16 protein-coding genes are annotated in these 14,007 nt (G+C 58.3%); 14 read left to right on the forward strand and 2 right to left on the reverse strand.

Annotation, left to right across the window (positions count from 1 at the left end; translation table 11 throughout):
* Positions 1 to 18 precede the first annotated feature (18 nt).
* Complete coding sequence (locus E5K02_RS00070; RefSeq protein WP_135391271.1) at positions 19 to 555, forward strand: D-glycero-alpha-D-manno-heptose-1,7-bisphosphate 7-phosphatase; 537 nt, start codon at positions 19 to 21, stop codon at positions 553 to 555.
* A gap of 435 nt (positions 556 to 990) precedes the next feature.
* Here the strand turns inward: E5K02_RS00070 and E5K02_RS25390 are convergent, their stop codons facing one another.
* Together E5K02_RS25390 and E5K02_RS00075 are read right to left on the reverse strand one after the other, a co-directional pair.
* On the reverse strand, positions 991 to 1,143 hold the full coding sequence (locus tag E5K02_RS25390; RefSeq protein WP_167856214.1) for a hypothetical protein: 153 nt from the start codon (positions 1,141 to 1,143) through the stop codon (positions 991 to 993).
* Positions 1,144 to 1,248: 105 nt separating this feature from the next.
* The gene (locus E5K02_RS00075) at positions 1,249 to 2,652 is read right to left on the reverse strand and encodes a type III PLP-dependent enzyme domain-containing protein (protein ID WP_135391272.1); all 1,404 of its coding nucleotides are present in this window, start codon (positions 2,650 to 2,652) and stop codon (positions 1,249 to 1,251) included.
* Positions 2,653 to 2,975: 323 nt separating this feature from the next.
* Between E5K02_RS00075 and E5K02_RS00080 the strand changes: the two genes are divergently transcribed.
* From E5K02_RS00080 to E5K02_RS00135, 13 genes are all read left to right on the forward strand, one after another.
* The gene (locus E5K02_RS00080) at positions 2,976 to 3,950 is read left to right on the forward strand and encodes an arginase (protein WP_135391273.1); all 975 of its coding nucleotides are present in this window, start codon (positions 2,976 to 2,978) and stop codon (positions 3,948 to 3,950) included.
* Between the two features lie 510 nt (positions 3,951 to 4,460).
* Entirely contained in the window at positions 4,461 to 6,254 is a 1,794-nt protein-coding gene (gene argS / locus E5K02_RS00085; protein ID WP_135391274.1) for an arginine--tRNA ligase, read from the forward strand.
* 78 nt (positions 6,255 to 6,332) lie between these two features.
* Positions 6,333 to 6,914: an LOG family protein gene (locus E5K02_RS00090; protein WP_135391275.1), complete on the forward strand. Its 582-nt coding sequence runs from the start codon at positions 6,333 to 6,335 to the stop codon at positions 6,912 to 6,914.
* Positions 6,915 to 7,065: 151 nt separating this feature from the next.
* Complete coding sequence (locus E5K02_RS00095; RefSeq protein WP_394346401.1) at positions 7,066 to 7,668, forward strand: glutathione peroxidase; 603 nt, start codon at positions 7,066 to 7,068, stop codon at positions 7,666 to 7,668.
* 128 nt (positions 7,669 to 7,796) lie between these two features.
* A complete protein-coding gene (locus tag E5K02_RS00100; protein ID WP_135391276.1) occupies positions 7,797 to 8,744 on the forward strand; it encodes a 1,4-dihydroxy-2-naphthoate polyprenyltransferase in 948 nt (315 codons plus the stop codon).
* 29 nt (positions 8,745 to 8,773) lie between these two features.
* The gene (locus E5K02_RS00105; RefSeq protein WP_135391277.1) at positions 8,774 to 9,187 is read left to right on the forward strand and encodes a hypothetical protein; all 414 of its coding nucleotides are present in this window, start codon (positions 8,774 to 8,776) and stop codon (positions 9,185 to 9,187) included.
* An 80-nt stretch (positions 9,188 to 9,267) separates the two neighbouring features.
* Entirely contained in the window at positions 9,268 to 10,512 is a 1,245-nt protein-coding gene (gene tssD / locus E5K02_RS00110) for a type VI secretion system tube protein TssD (protein WP_135391278.1), read from the forward strand.
* On the forward strand, positions 10,509 to 11,141 hold the full coding sequence (locus tag E5K02_RS00115; RefSeq protein ID WP_167856215.1) for a hypothetical protein: 633 nt from the start codon (positions 10,509 to 10,511) through the stop codon (positions 11,139 to 11,141). The genes tssD and E5K02_RS00115 overlap by 4 nt, the downstream gene beginning before the upstream one ends.
* Before the next feature lie 135 nt (positions 11,142 to 11,276).
* A complete protein-coding gene (locus E5K02_RS00120) occupies positions 11,277 to 11,825 on the forward strand; it encodes a hypothetical protein (protein WP_167856216.1) in 549 nt (182 codons plus the stop codon).
* Positions 11,826 to 11,949: 124 nt separating this feature from the next.
* Positions 11,950 to 12,582: an SseB family protein gene (locus E5K02_RS00125; RefSeq protein ID WP_135391281.1), complete on the forward strand. Its 633-nt coding sequence runs from the start codon at positions 11,950 to 11,952 to the stop codon at positions 12,580 to 12,582.
* On the forward strand, positions 12,572 to 12,745 hold the full coding sequence (locus tag E5K02_RS25395) for a hypothetical protein (protein WP_167856217.1): 174 nt from the start codon (positions 12,572 to 12,574) through the stop codon (positions 12,743 to 12,745). Before E5K02_RS00125 ends, E5K02_RS25395 begins: the two co-directional genes overlap by 11 nt.
* A 72-nt stretch (positions 12,746 to 12,817) precedes the next feature.
* Entirely contained in the window at positions 12,818 to 13,009 is a 192-nt protein-coding gene (locus tag E5K02_RS00130) for a hypothetical protein (RefSeq protein ID WP_135391282.1), read from the forward strand.
* 181 nt (positions 13,010 to 13,190) lie between these two features.
* Positions 13,191 to 13,793 carry a glutathione peroxidase gene (locus E5K02_RS00135; protein WP_135391283.1) on the forward strand — a complete coding sequence of 201 codons (603 nt, stop codon included), beginning with the start codon at positions 13,191 to 13,193 and terminating at the stop codon, positions 13,791 to 13,793.
* The last annotated feature ends 214 nt before the right edge of the window (positions 13,794 to 14,007 follow it).

Raw genomic sequence — 14,007 nt, forward strand, 5'->3', positions numbered from 1 at the left:
ATCCGTAGCTTTGAGCGTATGAATGCAGCCGTAACCACGCCGCCCCGCCGCGAAAAGGCCGTGTTTCTGGACCGGGACGGGGTCTTGAACCACGAAATTGGCCACTACGTGTGGCGCCTCGACGATTTTGTCATTGCCGACGGCGTACCCGAAAGCCTGGCCCGCCTGAAAGCGGCCGGCTACCGGCTGATTGTGGTGACCAACCAGGCCGGCATTGCCAAAGGCTTGTACACTGCCCGCGAAGTACAGGCCTGCCACCAGAAGCTGCAGCAGGCCTGTAATAACGCTATTGATGCCTTGTACTTCGCCAGCGGCCACCCCAGCGTAAGCGAGTCCTTGATGCGCAAGCCCGATTCGCTGATGCTGGAAAAAGCCCTGGCCCGGTTTCAGATCGACCCCGCCCAAAGCTGGATGGTCGGCGACCGGCTCCGCGACCTGCACGCTGGGGCCAAGGTTGGGGTACGGGGCATTCTGGTAGGCGAGGGCGAAGAGAGCCGCCCCGCGCTGTACGCTCCCGATTTGCGCGCTGCCACTGATATTATTCTAGCTCAGTAACGGCGTAATAGCCATAAAACCACAACAGCCAGCCCCTGCAAAAGAGGCTGGCTGTTGTGGTAAAGAGCAAGCTAACAAACTACTGGCGAACCGGCTCTTGCGCAGCGCTGGCCATAACGGGCGACGCAACCTGGGTGGCCGGCTTGGTAGAGGAGTAAGCCGGACACTTGGTGCGGCAGGAGCTGAAGACAGAGAGGCATCCAACAGCTACAATCAACAGTTTTTTCATGCTTGAGTACAATCTTCGGTATTGGGCGATACGCGAAAGGATGAAGTGGGAAATGATTTACCAACTGGTAACGATTCCGTAACCTTCAAATTGTACTCATTCGTTCAAAAGCCGGCAGGCAATAAGTAGAACGCAAAACGCCGGCTTCCTGCGGGGCAGAAAGCCGGCGTGTATAAAGCCGGAAGTAGCTGAAAAGCTACCGAAAACTACTGACGCTCAGCAGGCGTAGCGGCCGAAGCAGTGATGGTCGACGAAACGCGGTTAGCGGCTTTGGTGCTGCTGTAAGCGGGGCATTTCGTCTTGTTGCACGCGCTCAGACCAACGAGGGCCACGGAGGCCAATAGGAGTAGCTTTTTCATCCCAAGAAAAACCAAAAGTGTTGTAAGAGAAACTAGTTCAGCACCAAAAGTACAATTTCTGGTCCGGACCTTCACGCATCCGGACCAGAAATTTACGGCGCTATTTTAATTTTGGTAACCCAGAATCCGCATCATCGATTCGCCTTCCTGCTGCTCGGCAAACACCCGGTCGGTGAGGGTACCGTCGGCGTCGCGGTCCAGAATCACGATTTTCGGGGCCGGAATCAGGCAGTGCTTGATGCCGCCGTAGCCCGAGAGGCTTTCCTGGTAGGCCCCGGTGTGGAAGAAGCCCACGTAGAGCGGCTTTTCATCGGTAGCGGGCTTACGCTCGGGCAAAAACACCTGGTAGATGTGCTTTTCGGCGTTGTAGTAGTCCTGCGAGTCGCAGGTCAGGCCGCCGAGCTGAATCTTCTTGTACTTCTTTTCCCAGCCGTTCAGCGCCAGCATAATGAAGCGCTGGTTCAGGGCCCAGGTGTCGGGCAGGTTGGTGATAAACGAGCCGTCAATCATGTACCAGAGCTCCTTGTCGTTCTGCAGCTTCTCGTCCAGGATGCTGTAGATGGTAGCCCCCGACTCGCCCACGGTGAAGATGCCGAACTCGGTGAAGATGTGGGGCTCGGGCACGCCTTCCTCGCCGCAGATGCGCTTGATGGTGCGCAGAATCTCCTCAATCATGTAGGGGTAGTCGTACTCCTTCTGAATCGAGGTCTGAATGGGCAAGCCGCCGCCGATGTCGATGGTGGTCAGCGTATCACACACCTTGCGCAGCTCGCAGTACTTGTGCACGAAGCGGCTCAGCTCCGACCAGTAGTACGAGGTGTCCTTGATGCCGGTGTTGATGAAGTAGTGCAGCATCGTGAGCTCGAAGCGCGGGTCGTCCTTGATTTTCTGCTCGTAGAGCGGAATGGCGTCGGCGTAGCGGATGCCCAGGCGGGAGGTGTAGAACTGGAAGCGGGGCTCCTCGTCGGAGGCCAGGCGCATGCCCAGGTTGCACTTCTCGCGCACGTTGTCGTGGTAGTACTCCACCTCGTTGGGCGAGTCCAGGATGGGCATGCAGTTCACGAACCCGTCGTTGATCAGGCGGGTAATTTCCGACTTGTAGGCCTCGGGCTTAAAGCCGTTGCAGATAATGTAGGTGTCCTTGGTCACCCGGCCCTTGTCGTACATGGCCCGGATGATGTTGGTATCAAACCAGGACGAGGTTTCGATGTGGACGCCGTTTTTCAGGGCCTCTTCCACCACGAAGCTGAAGTGGGAGGCCTTGGTGCAGTAGGCGTAGGAGTACTGGCCCTGGTAGCCGGTTTTCTCGATGCCGACCCGGAACCACTCCTTAGCCCGCTGAATCTGGGACGAAATTTTGGGCAGATACGTCAGGCGCAGCGGTGTGCCGTACTTCTCGACCAGGGCCATCAGGTCGATGTCGTGGAAGCGCAGCTCGTTCTGCTCGACGTGAAACTCCTGGGTTGGAAAATCGAAGGTTTGGGAAATCAGGTCGTGGTAGGTATCCATTCGAGGAAGAAAGAGGAGAAACGGATGTAAAAAAGTGGCAACGGAGCCAGATAAAGCGCATTAACACGCCACAACACTTGTTGTTACAAGTGTAGTACAGCGGGAAAAAGATTATTTACAAAAGCACTGGTGCCGGAGATTTTCAACTGGTCGAGCTTTTGTCGAACTTAGTGCCCGCAAAGATACCCCGCCCGCGGGGTTTTGGTTGTGCTTTGTTCGTTGGCCGCGGCGGAAGGTCCGTCCGCGCCAAGCCTGAGGGGGTCGGGGGGACCCATCAATCGGCAAGCATCAGAACCATTTAACTTTATTCTGCCCATGTAAATATGCGCCGCATCAAGCTCATCGAAGTCCGCTCCGAACTCGGAGCCGGTACTCGTGGGGCCAGTCTGGGGGTTGATGCCCTTCGGATTGCCTGCCTGAACAAAGGTTCCGACTATTTCCGCCGCTTCAACGCCGTTGCCGTGCCGGATCAGAACCAGGTGTTGTTCGACAAAAACCATTTCCCTTTTGCCAAGCACATCGATTCGGTGTACACCGTGCAAAAGGCCATTGCCAACACCGTCGAGCAAACGCTCCGGTTTGGCGAATTTCCGCTGGTGCTGGCCGGCGACCATAGCAACGCCGCCGCCACCATTGCCGGCATCAAGGCGGCCAATCCCTACAAGACGCTGGGCGTCGTCTGGATTGATGCCCACGCCGACATCCACTCGCCCTACACTACGCCCTCCGGCAACATTCACGGCATGCCCCTGGCCATGGCCCTGAACGAGGACAACCGCGAGTGCCAGCGCAACGAGCTGGATCCGGAAACCGAGTTTTTCTGGCGCCGCCTCCAAAACCTGGGTGAAGAAGGCCCCAAACTCAGCCCCGAGCACTTGGTGTATGTCGTTGTGCGCGATACCGAGCACGAGGAAGACGCCGTGATTGAGCGGCTCGGTATCAAAAACTTCAAGCTGCCCGAATTTAAAGCCAAGGGTGCCCGGCAGGTGGCCCGCGAAATCTACGAGCGGCTGCGCTTCTGCGACCTAGTGTACGTGTCGTTCGACGTAGATTCCCTGGACTCGCGCTTTTCTAAAGGCACCGGTACACCCGTCGTCGATGGCCTCAACGTGGACGAGGCCGTGAGCTTGTGCCGCGCCCTGCTGGATAACGACCGGGTGGTGTGCTTTGAAATGGTGGAAATCAACCCGACGCTGGACAACGAGAATACCATGGCCAAAAACGCCTTCGATATTCTGGAAGCTTCCACCGACGCCATTCTGGAGCGCCTGCGCATGGAAGACGTGACCAGCCGGTAACAAATCACGGCTATTCGTCGGGATTGGTCCAGGTAAGCATATTATTAGAATCGTTCATTAAGTATACCAATTTCCTGCACTTGTTGGTATACTTTTATTTGAACGTGAGTAGTAAGTATACCTTGCCGAGGTAATCAATGTATAGCTAAAACGTTGCGTGTATACCGATTGGTACTCGGGTTTCGGGCGTACGTCTGACACAGGTCATCTGCTATCCTGAGCCTTGCGAAGGACCTTTGCCCATGCCCTGACAGGCATGTTTCAATGTGCAGAAGCCTTTTTCCGCATTGGCGGAAGAGGGCTTTTCGCGTTGGTAGCAGGCGTAGTAGGGTAGAGGAACACGTCCTTCGCAAGACTCAGAATAGCAGGCCTGGTGCCGGTTAGGAGCCGGCCGCGGGGCGTGTCTCACGTTCGAGTTTGAACCCGGCGCGGCTTCCGTTACTTTTGTGCCAGCATTTTCCGCCGCATTTTCCCGGAGCCCACGGCGGAGCTCCCTTTAAGCAGCACCCCGTGCAACAACTCGAACAGGATATCAGAGCGGCGCTGAGCGCGGCCATACAGCAGGTTTTTGGCGTTACGGTCGGGCCCGACCAGCTCGTGATTCAGCCCACGCGCAAGGAATTCGCGGGCTCCTTTACCCTCGTTACGTTCTCCTTGACCAAAGCCCTGGGCAAAGGTCCCGAGCAGATTGGGCAGGGCCTGGGCGAGTGGCTGACTACTAACGAGGCCCGCATCAGCGGCTTCAACGTGGTAAAAGGCTTCCTGAACCTGGAAGTGGCCGACCAGCAGTGGCTGCGCCTGTTCCAAAACTTGGTACAGCAGCCCGCTAATACGCCCGTACTGACGGGCGGCCCCCAGAACGTGGTGGTGGAGTATTCCTCGCCCAATACCAACAAGCCCCTGCACCTGGGCCATTTGCGCAATAACTTCCTGGGCTACTCCGTGGCCGAGATTCTGAAAGCCACCGGCGCCACGGTGTCGAAGGTGAACCTGGTCAACGACCGGGGCATTCACATCTGCAAGTCGATGCTGGGCTACCAGCGCTTCGGCCACGCCGAGACGCCCGCAAGCGACGGTATCAAGGGCGACCATCTGGTGGGTAAGTACTACGTGCTGTTTGAGAAGCACTACCGGGAGCAGGTACAGCAGCTCGTCGCGGAAGGCGTGGCCGAAGACAAGGCCAAGGCCTCGGCCCCGCTAATGCTCGAAGCCCGCGACATGCTGCAGAAGTGGGAGGCCGGCGACGAGGAAGTCGTGAGCCTGTGGCGGCAGATGAACGGCTGGGTCTACGAAGGCCACAACGCCACCTACGCGGCCATCGGCGTCGATTTTGACAAGTTCTACTACGAATCGGGCACCTACCTGCTGGGCAAGGAGCGGGTGCAGGAAGGCCTCGACCGGGGCTTGTTTTACCGCAAGGAAGACGGCTCGACCTGGGTGGATTTGGCCGCCGAAGGCCTGGACCAGAAGATTCTGCTCCGCTCGGACGGCACCAGCGTGTATTTGACCCAGGACCTGGGCACGGCCGAGCTCAAGTATGCCGATTTCCACTACGACTCGAGCATCTACGTCATTGCCGACGAGCAGAACTACCACATGCAGGTGCTGCAGGCCACGCTCCAGAAGCTGGAAAAGCCCTACGCCGCCGCCATTCACCACCTGAGCTACGGCATGGTGGATTTGCCCACGGGCAAGATGAAAACCCGGGAAGGCACGGTAGTAGACGCCGACGAGCTGGTGCGCGAAGTGGTGGAAGCCGCTAAAGCCGCCACCCTGGCGAAAGGGAAAATCGAGGGCCTGACCGAAGAGGAATTGGCCGAGCTATTCCACACCTTGGGCCTGGGCGCGTTGAAGTACTACCTGCTGAAGGTCGACCCCAAGAAGCGGATGCTGTTCAATCCCGAGGAATCGGTGAGCCTGGAAGGACACACCGGGCCCTTCATTCAGTATTCCCACGCCCGGATTGCCCAGCTCCGTCGCAAGGCGGAGCAAATGGGTATCAACATTACCGCCGATTTCTCCAGCCTGGGCGACTTGCAGAAGTCGGAGCGGGAGATGATAGAGGAGCTGGCTCGCTACGCCAACGTGGTAACGGAGGCCGCCCGCACTTTCTCGCCGGCCATTGTCGCGCAGTACGCCTACGATTTGGCCAAGGCTTACAACCGCTTCTATGCCGAAGTGCAGGTGCTGCAGGAGCCCGACGAAGCCAAGCGGGCCTTCCGCGTGGCGCTGTCGGCCCAGACGGGCCGCGCTATCAAGGCCAGCATGCAGCTGCTCGGCATAGCAGTGCCGGAGCGGATGTAACTCCACGAAAGACGCCCCTCTTTGCGAAAGGAGGGGCGTTTTGTTGTTCACTCAGAATCTAACCACACCACTACCGATATGAAAAGCGTTGCCGTTTACTGTGGGGCCAGCCCCGGATTTAATGAGGTGTACCGCCAGCAGGCCGACCTGATGGGGCAGGAGTTGGCCCGGCGCGGTATTACGCTGGTCTACGGTGGGGGCCGGGTAGGCCTAATGGGGGCCGTGGCCGACAGCGTCATTCGCCACGGCGGCAAGAGCATCGGCGTGATTCCCGATTTCCTGGCCGACAAAGAGCTGGCCCACCGGGGCCTCACCGAGCTGCACGTGGTGAAAAGCATGCACGAGCGGAAGCTGCTGATGGCCGACCTGGCCGAAGGCTTCGTGGCCATGCCCGGCGGCTTCGGCACGCTGGAAGAACTGTTTGAGGTCCTGACCTGGGGGCAACTGGGGTTGCACAAAAAGCCCAGCGGCGTACTCAACGTAAATGGTTTCTACGACCACCAGCTCCAGTTTCTGGACCATATGGTGACGGAAGGCTTTCTGCGACCCGAAAACCGCGCCCAGCTCCAGCAGGATGCCTTGCCCGCCGGCCTGCTCGATAAGATGCTGGCCTACGTGCCCACCGACCTGGAAAAGTGGCTGACGGCCAACCGGACCTGATTGGGTGGCCAAGCCGGGGCGTTTGGCCAGCTCCGCGCAACCGCCCAACGCGGTAAACCACCTACCTTGGCTAACTGAAACATTGCTCCTAACCGGAGAGTTACGCTGGTGCCGCGTGCCGCCCCAGCTTTTGCCGACCTCACAGCGTCTTATGAAAGCTTCGTTTTTACTCCTGCTCGGCACCCTGGCCGCCTGCGGTTTATCCTCCAACACGACCACTCCATCCTCGCCTTCGACCTCCAACGCCATGCCAGCTACCACCTCCGAAACCACTGCCAGCCGCACCGTGTACGACTTTACCGTAAAATCCATTGATGGCAAAGACGTGCAGCTCAATCAGTTCAAAGGCAAAAAGCTGCTGATTGTGAATGTCGCCTCGGAGTGTGGCTACACGCCCCAGTACAAGGAGTTGGAGGAGCTCTACAAAAAGCACGGTGACCGGGTGACCGTGCTGGGCTTTCCGGCCAATAACTTCGGGGGGCAGGAGCCGGGCTCCAACGAGCAGATTGCCACCTTCTGCGAAAAGAACTACGGCGTGACCTTCCCCATGTTTGCCAAGGTATCGGTGAAGGGCGACGACACGGCCCCGCTCTACCAGTTTCTGGCCAGTAAAGCCCAGAACGGCGCTATCAGCGACGCGCCCGACTGGAACTTCTGTAAGTACCTGGTCGATGAGCAGGGGCATGTCGTGGGTTTTTACCCCTCGAAGGTCAAGCCCATGAGCGACGAGCTGGTGGCGGCTATTCTGAAGTAATTTCTTCGCTTTTTTCGAACGTCATGCCGAGCTCCGCGAAGCATCTTACCAGCCTCCCGGGTAGCATCCGCTACCCGGGAGGCTGGTAAGATGCTTTACCTGCCGGGCATGACGTTCTTTTGCTTTCTATGACTTCCTCCGTTCCTTCTTCCGATTCCGCGGCGGCACCCGGCAGCCCGGCCAAAGCCTGGATTTCTGCCTTCCGTCCCCGCACCCTGCCCCTGGCGCTGGCCAGCATTATGATGGGGGGCTTTCTGGCTGCCGCCCACGGGCAGTTTCGGGGCACCGTCGTGGGCCTGGCGGCGCTGACAACTATTCTGCTGCAAATCCTGAGCAACCTGGCCAACGACTACGGCGACTCCCAGAACGGGGCCGACAGCGTACACCGCGAAGGGCCGCAGCGGGCGGTGCAGTCGGGCGCTATTTCCCCGGCTCAGATGAAAAAAGGCATGGTGGTATTTGGGGTCCTGTCGTTTGCCGCCGGTATCAGCTTGCTCTGGGTGGCTCTGGGCTTTTCGGGCGTCTGGGTATTTCTCTCGTTTCTGGTGCTGGGCCTGAGCGCCATTTGGGCCGCCGTCAATTACACGGCCGGCGCCAAACCCTACGGCTATGCGGGCCTGGGCGACCTGTCGGTATTTATTTTCTTTGGGCTGGTGGGCGTCTGCGGCACGTATTACCTGCAGGCCCGGCTGCTGCCGCTGCCGGTGCTGCTGCCCGCCGCCGCGTTGGGCTGCTTTGCCACGGCCGTACTGAACGTGAACAACATCCGCGACATTCGCTCCGATGAACTGGCCGGCAAAATCACCATTCCGGTGCGGCTGGGCGCGGTGCGGGCCCGGCGCTACCACTGGCTGCTGCTGGTGCTGGGCTTCGGGGCGGCCATCGTTTATGTGGCCCTTACGTATCATTCTTTCTGGCAGTGGCTGTTTCTGCTGGCCGCCCCCTTGCTGGTCTTCAACGGCCGGCAGGTGGGGCAGCGGCAGGAGTCGATGCAGCTCGACCCGTTGCTCAAGCAAATGGCCATGAGTACCCTGGCCTTCACCCTGTTGTTTGGGTTGGGGCAGGTGCTGGGGTAGGCACGTAAGGGAACAGGAGAGGAGGGAGCGTGATGGTGAAAAATGAATGGGACTTATTGCTACTCGTGCGGGCCCGCTTGGCTGCCGGGGAAGCAACGATTCGGTTTGCTATCCAGGAGCCGGTTCTCTGGACGATGTTCAGTCGCCGGCCCGCCCTGGTACTGGGCCCCGACAATACCCGCTACGAACTCAGTCCTGATTTTCCCCGGGTGATGCACGAGCTGATCCGCTGGCACATTTCCTCCCACGTGGTGCATCAGCTGCCGCGCTACGAGCTGTACTTCCAGCCCAGCCTGGGCCATCGGCACTACAGCCCGGCCACTGGGGCCGAGGTACCCGCCGAAGCGCCCCGCGTCGTGCTCACGTCCCCTGAAGACCTGCGCGCCTTTCTCGACGACCTTTCCGGGCTGCTTTCGGCCCCTGGTGATACGGCACTAGAATAGCTCGGCGGCCGTTGCCGGCCCTCAGGTGCCGGCAAGTTTCTATATTGCCAACGCTATTCTTACGCTTATCCCGATTTCCTATGGCTTCCTTTTATGCTGAGCTCCATCTGGAAGGTGTCGTTATTCCGATGCTGCAATGCTCGTACAGCTTCCAGCAAACCACCGACGCCCGGGGCCGGGTAAGCGCCCGGGTCCGGCAGGGCCCCTTGCAGCTGCTGCTCGACGTGCCCGATAACGGCGCCGACTTGCTACTAAGTTGGGCGGCCACTCCCTTCAAGGCCATGGCCGGGCAAGTTATTTTCTACGATGACTCCCTGGGTAGCCTGCCGCGCGAAACCATTCAATTTGCCGCCGGTCAATGCGTGCACTACGAGGAAACCTTTCGCACCTCCGACGCCGAAAGTGGGGCCTACACCTGCCAGCTGACCATCACCGCGCCCGAGTTTGAGCTGCTCGCCGGCGGGCCGGCCGCCCCGGCTCTGGCAGCAGCTATCAGCGCCGCTAAAATGCCTGGTCTGGCGGCCGTGCCCTCCCTGGCGCTGGCCGCGGCGGCGGCGGTGGCTTCGCCGGCGGCAGCTAAGGCCTTTGTAGCTGAGTATACGCTGGCCGAGTTTGCCAAAACCATCAAAGGAGCTGAGCACATGCAGCCGCCGGAGGTTATCGAGCAGATTTATGATCTGTTCAACGCTGCCTCCGCTGCTTCAGCACCCGGTAAGCCTTCCGCCCCGCACTGGAAAGCCGTAGAGGATTTGGTGTGTAGCAGCCACTACGTGGACCCAAGCGACGGCCAGAGTAAACCGCTGAACGGGCATTGGCCCCCGGCTAATGGTGGGTACCAGCGCCGGATGGTGCAGTTGAAGAAAGGAGACGTATTCGACCGGTATCAGGGCGACATGATCGACCAGAAGCCGGACCCAACCAATCCTGCCAATAAGGTGCCCCTGGAAGTCGGCGACGAATTTCCGGTTACGTTTATCGGAACCTTCCTATCGCCGATGGGCACAGCTGGTACACCCACCGTGCCGCAGTCATTTGAGTCCCGAGCCTTGGACCGGGCGGAGGCGAAGTACCCGTTAGCATACACTGCGGAGGTTCTCAACGACGTGCCTGTGGATCTTGTAGAAGGAGAATTGGCAGAAGTGATTCCCTGGTATGGGCAGCCGGGGGGCGGTACCCAGATGCGTCTATTGTTCAAGGACGATACGTGGCGCCGGCAAGAGTGGAAGCAGATGCAAGACCAACGGTTCCTGAAGGTTAACCTTAAGTCATCTCCCAGCGGCGAGTATGAGGTACTACCTAATAACCGGGCGAAAAAGTTGAAATGACAAGGCCCGCGCTTATCCCGACAGAAACGCTGCCGATTGAACGAGTGGAAATCGTGAACCGCATTACCGTGCTCGTAGAGCCGGATAAGGAACTGCAAGCGCTGGGTTGGCAGCGCGAAACTACCGTGACCCAGCAGGTGCTTCCCACCCAGTTCTTTATGGGCCGCCAATGGGTAGTCACGCACGATTCGCCCACGACGGGGCAGCCCGTGGAATGGAACTGGCAGGTGGAGTTGTTTCGGGATACCCGTTACATGCAGCGGCTTTGCCTGAGCACCCGAGGCTTTGCGAATCAGGCGCTACTGGATACTCTGGCCGCCGTTTTTCTGCATGTGGAGCCAGCCAAGCCACTGTATGCTACCGGACCTATGCCGCACGGCTACCAGGTAGTGCCGCCGGCGGCCCCGTTGAAAGCTTTCGGCGGCATTCCCAATCTGCACTACTACACCGCTGGTGACGAGCAATACTTGGCTTTGTACGCTCAGCGCTATGCCGTCAACGAGCGAGGAATTGAGGATGCCAGCTTTGTAAACCTCTACGAAATCGTGCAGGTGCGCCTGGAGGAAGATCAGTTTTTGCAGTTGGTCCGTCAGGCCCTGGAAGCGGCTTACAGTACGCCATTCTACTAAAGCACCACCTGGCACCTTGGCTGTACCACTGGTGCCACTCTCATTCTGCTGTTCTTTCCTATGGAAGCTCTATCTCATCAGCCTTTACTCCGACGGTTGTCTCCGGTTGAGCAGGTCGTTGTTACGCCGGTGCCAGTGGCTAATCAACCCCTCGTGTCGGACCAGCCGCTGGACGTAGCCCTACCTGTGCAGTTCAATACGGCCCAGGGCTGGCAACTGGCACACCGCTGCCCCAGCACGGGGGAGTGGGTTGAATGGAACTGGCAGTATAAGGAGTGGTTCAAAGAAGGTCAGGCCCTGAGCACCTACAAGCTGCGCGACCAGCCCTTGCTGGACGAGTTGGCTAGCATGTTTACATGGGTGCAGCCGTATGACGAAGACACGCCCATGGGTCAGTATTATGAGTATCACCTCGTTGCCCGACCCGGAGCAGAGCCACTGTCAGCAGAACAGGTGGCTTTTCCCGGGGTTCATTACTACACTAATACGACCCGTACCGCGCAGTTTTTAGCCTTGTATCAGATGAACTATCAATACGATGTGGAAGCACCAGAGCGTGCGTTTTTTCGTGTTAACATTTACGAAATTGTGCAGGTAGAAGTAGCCGACGAGCAAGCATTACAGAGTCGTATTGGCCGCGCGCAGCAGGCGGCAATTCACTACAACCGCATGATTGCCGGTTAACCACTCGGCTGCTTGCTTTCGTCAGGCGCAAAACCATTCCTAGCCCGGCTGCGCGGCAAGCCGCTCCAGGGCCCCGCGACCCGTCGTATCTTTAGTTTTGTCCTCGTTTCCTCTTTTCTCCGTTATGGAATCTCAGTCCCCCCGCAGCTTTATTGATGATCTGGTTAGTTACTTCACCCAAAAGCTGGAAGTACAGGCCGCGTATTTTGCCTTTCTCTACAGCTCCGTCAGCCAGACTCACGACCTGTTTCTGGGCGTCGAGCACGCGGGCGACCTGGAAGGCATCAAAAAGATGAGCTTGTTTATTAAGCAGGTTTATTTGCCGCAGGCGCCCATGTTCTTTGCCTCCTCCGAGGAAGATGCCGAGCTATTTGCCACGGTGCAGGAGCAGGGTCTGCAATTTTTCAGCCGGCAGGCAGAGCAAAGCATCGAGCAGGAGTTGCTCAAAGGCCTGTTTGATCAGCAGCGCGACCGGGCTGAGCTGGTCGGTACCGTCCGCGACCAGGGCGTATACGCCCTGGTCCACAAGGCTCAGCTGGAGCAGAAAAAGCTCGTTATTCAGTCTTTTTCCAAAGACGGGGAGGCCTTTACGCCCCTCTTTACCAGCCCCGAGATGCTGCCGCTGGGCGGCATAAGTGCCCCCCCCGATGGGTTGGTGCTGGCCCGCCTGGTGTGGAGCAAGCACTTGCCTGGCGCTGCCCCCCGCCCGGTAGTACTTAACCCGGATACGGCTTTTGAGGCTAAGTTTGAGCTCTAGATCGGTAACAAAGCCCGGCTACACGGCCACCGAGCAGCAGCACTTACAAGAGCTTTTCCGGGAGCTGGGGCACTTTACAGCCCTGCCCGATTGGCCAGAGCACTTACCCTTCGAAGTCCGCCGCTCGTTTGTGCTGGAGAAGCTGGGCAACCCGGTGCAGTAGGCATTCCGACCTTACAAGCGGGTAGGCAAAGCCCCTGGCGCAGGAGAGGTACAACTTTTTCTAGCCCACACCGTGCAGGGCACGAACAAGGAAAACTGGTCGTCGGCCGAAGGCGGCTTCTGCATCAGCCTCGGTTTCCCGGAAAAGGTAGCCGCCGACATTACCCGGCTGAATGCCAACCTGCAACCCGTGCAACAGCAGCTCTACGAAGAGTATTATGGCACCTTGTATAACGCATATGGCCGTGGGCTTCTTGGGAGCTAGGTTTAGCTAATCCCGGGAAGGGCAATTATTTGGAGCCAAACCGCAGAAACTTTGCGTGGGCGTAAAGTTTCCGGGCGGGGTATTCGTCTACAGAAAAAACCGGGGAGTACCGCAGGTCCTTTTTCACCGAGGGCCGCTTTTTCCCTCACCTTTAGCGGTAGTTGCCCGGCTTCCTACGCCTATGTCTTCATTTCGTCAGAAACTCCTAAAAGCGCTGTATCCGCTGATTATGCGCCTATCCAAGTCCGGTAGCCGCGGCAAGGTGCTGGAAAACAAGTCTGCTCAGGCCGCGCCCGTGTCGTTTTACGACCTCGCTGGCCAGCTCAACACGGGCCAGTCGTTGCCGTTTGCCGACCTCCGGGGCAAGCAGGTGTTGCTGGTAAACACGGCCTCCAACTGCGGCTATACCAACCAGTATGAGGAGCTACAGCAGCTTTCCGAGCAGTTTGCCGACAACCTGGTCATCCTGGGGTTTCCGGCCAACGACTTCAGGGAGCAGGAGCAGGCCGACGACCACACCATCCAGCAGTTTTGCCAGGTTAATTTCGGCGTGTCGTTTCCGCTGATGAAAAAAAGTGTGGTCGTCAAACAAGCCGCTCAGAATCCGGTTTACCAGTGGTTGACGCAAGCCCGCCAGAATGGCTGGAACGAGCAGGCGCCCGATTGGAACTTCTCTAAATACCTTATCAGTGCCGACGGTAACTTGACGCACTATTTCGGCCCGGCTGTTTCGCCCCTGAGCGAAAAAATAGTAAAGACTATTGGGCCGCGGCAAATAGTGTAATTCTTAGGGTGTACCTTTGCGCCCGATTCTCCGCTCTACGTTATTCCACCAATTCCTACGCTGCTGCCCCGTCTTGGCTCACCGGCTCAGGCATGCCTTCTTTTCGACGAATTTCACCAAAATAGCCTGGTGAAACATGAGTTAGAAAAAGGTGCGCGGGCAGCATTATCCTTTTTTCGGCTGTACCTCCTTTTCCCCTTGATGCTCCCGCGTC

Source organism: Hymenobacter metallicola (assembly GCF_004745645.1).
Taxonomy (GTDB): domain Bacteria; phylum Bacteroidota; class Bacteroidia; order Cytophagales; family Hymenobacteraceae; genus Hymenobacter; species Hymenobacter metallicola.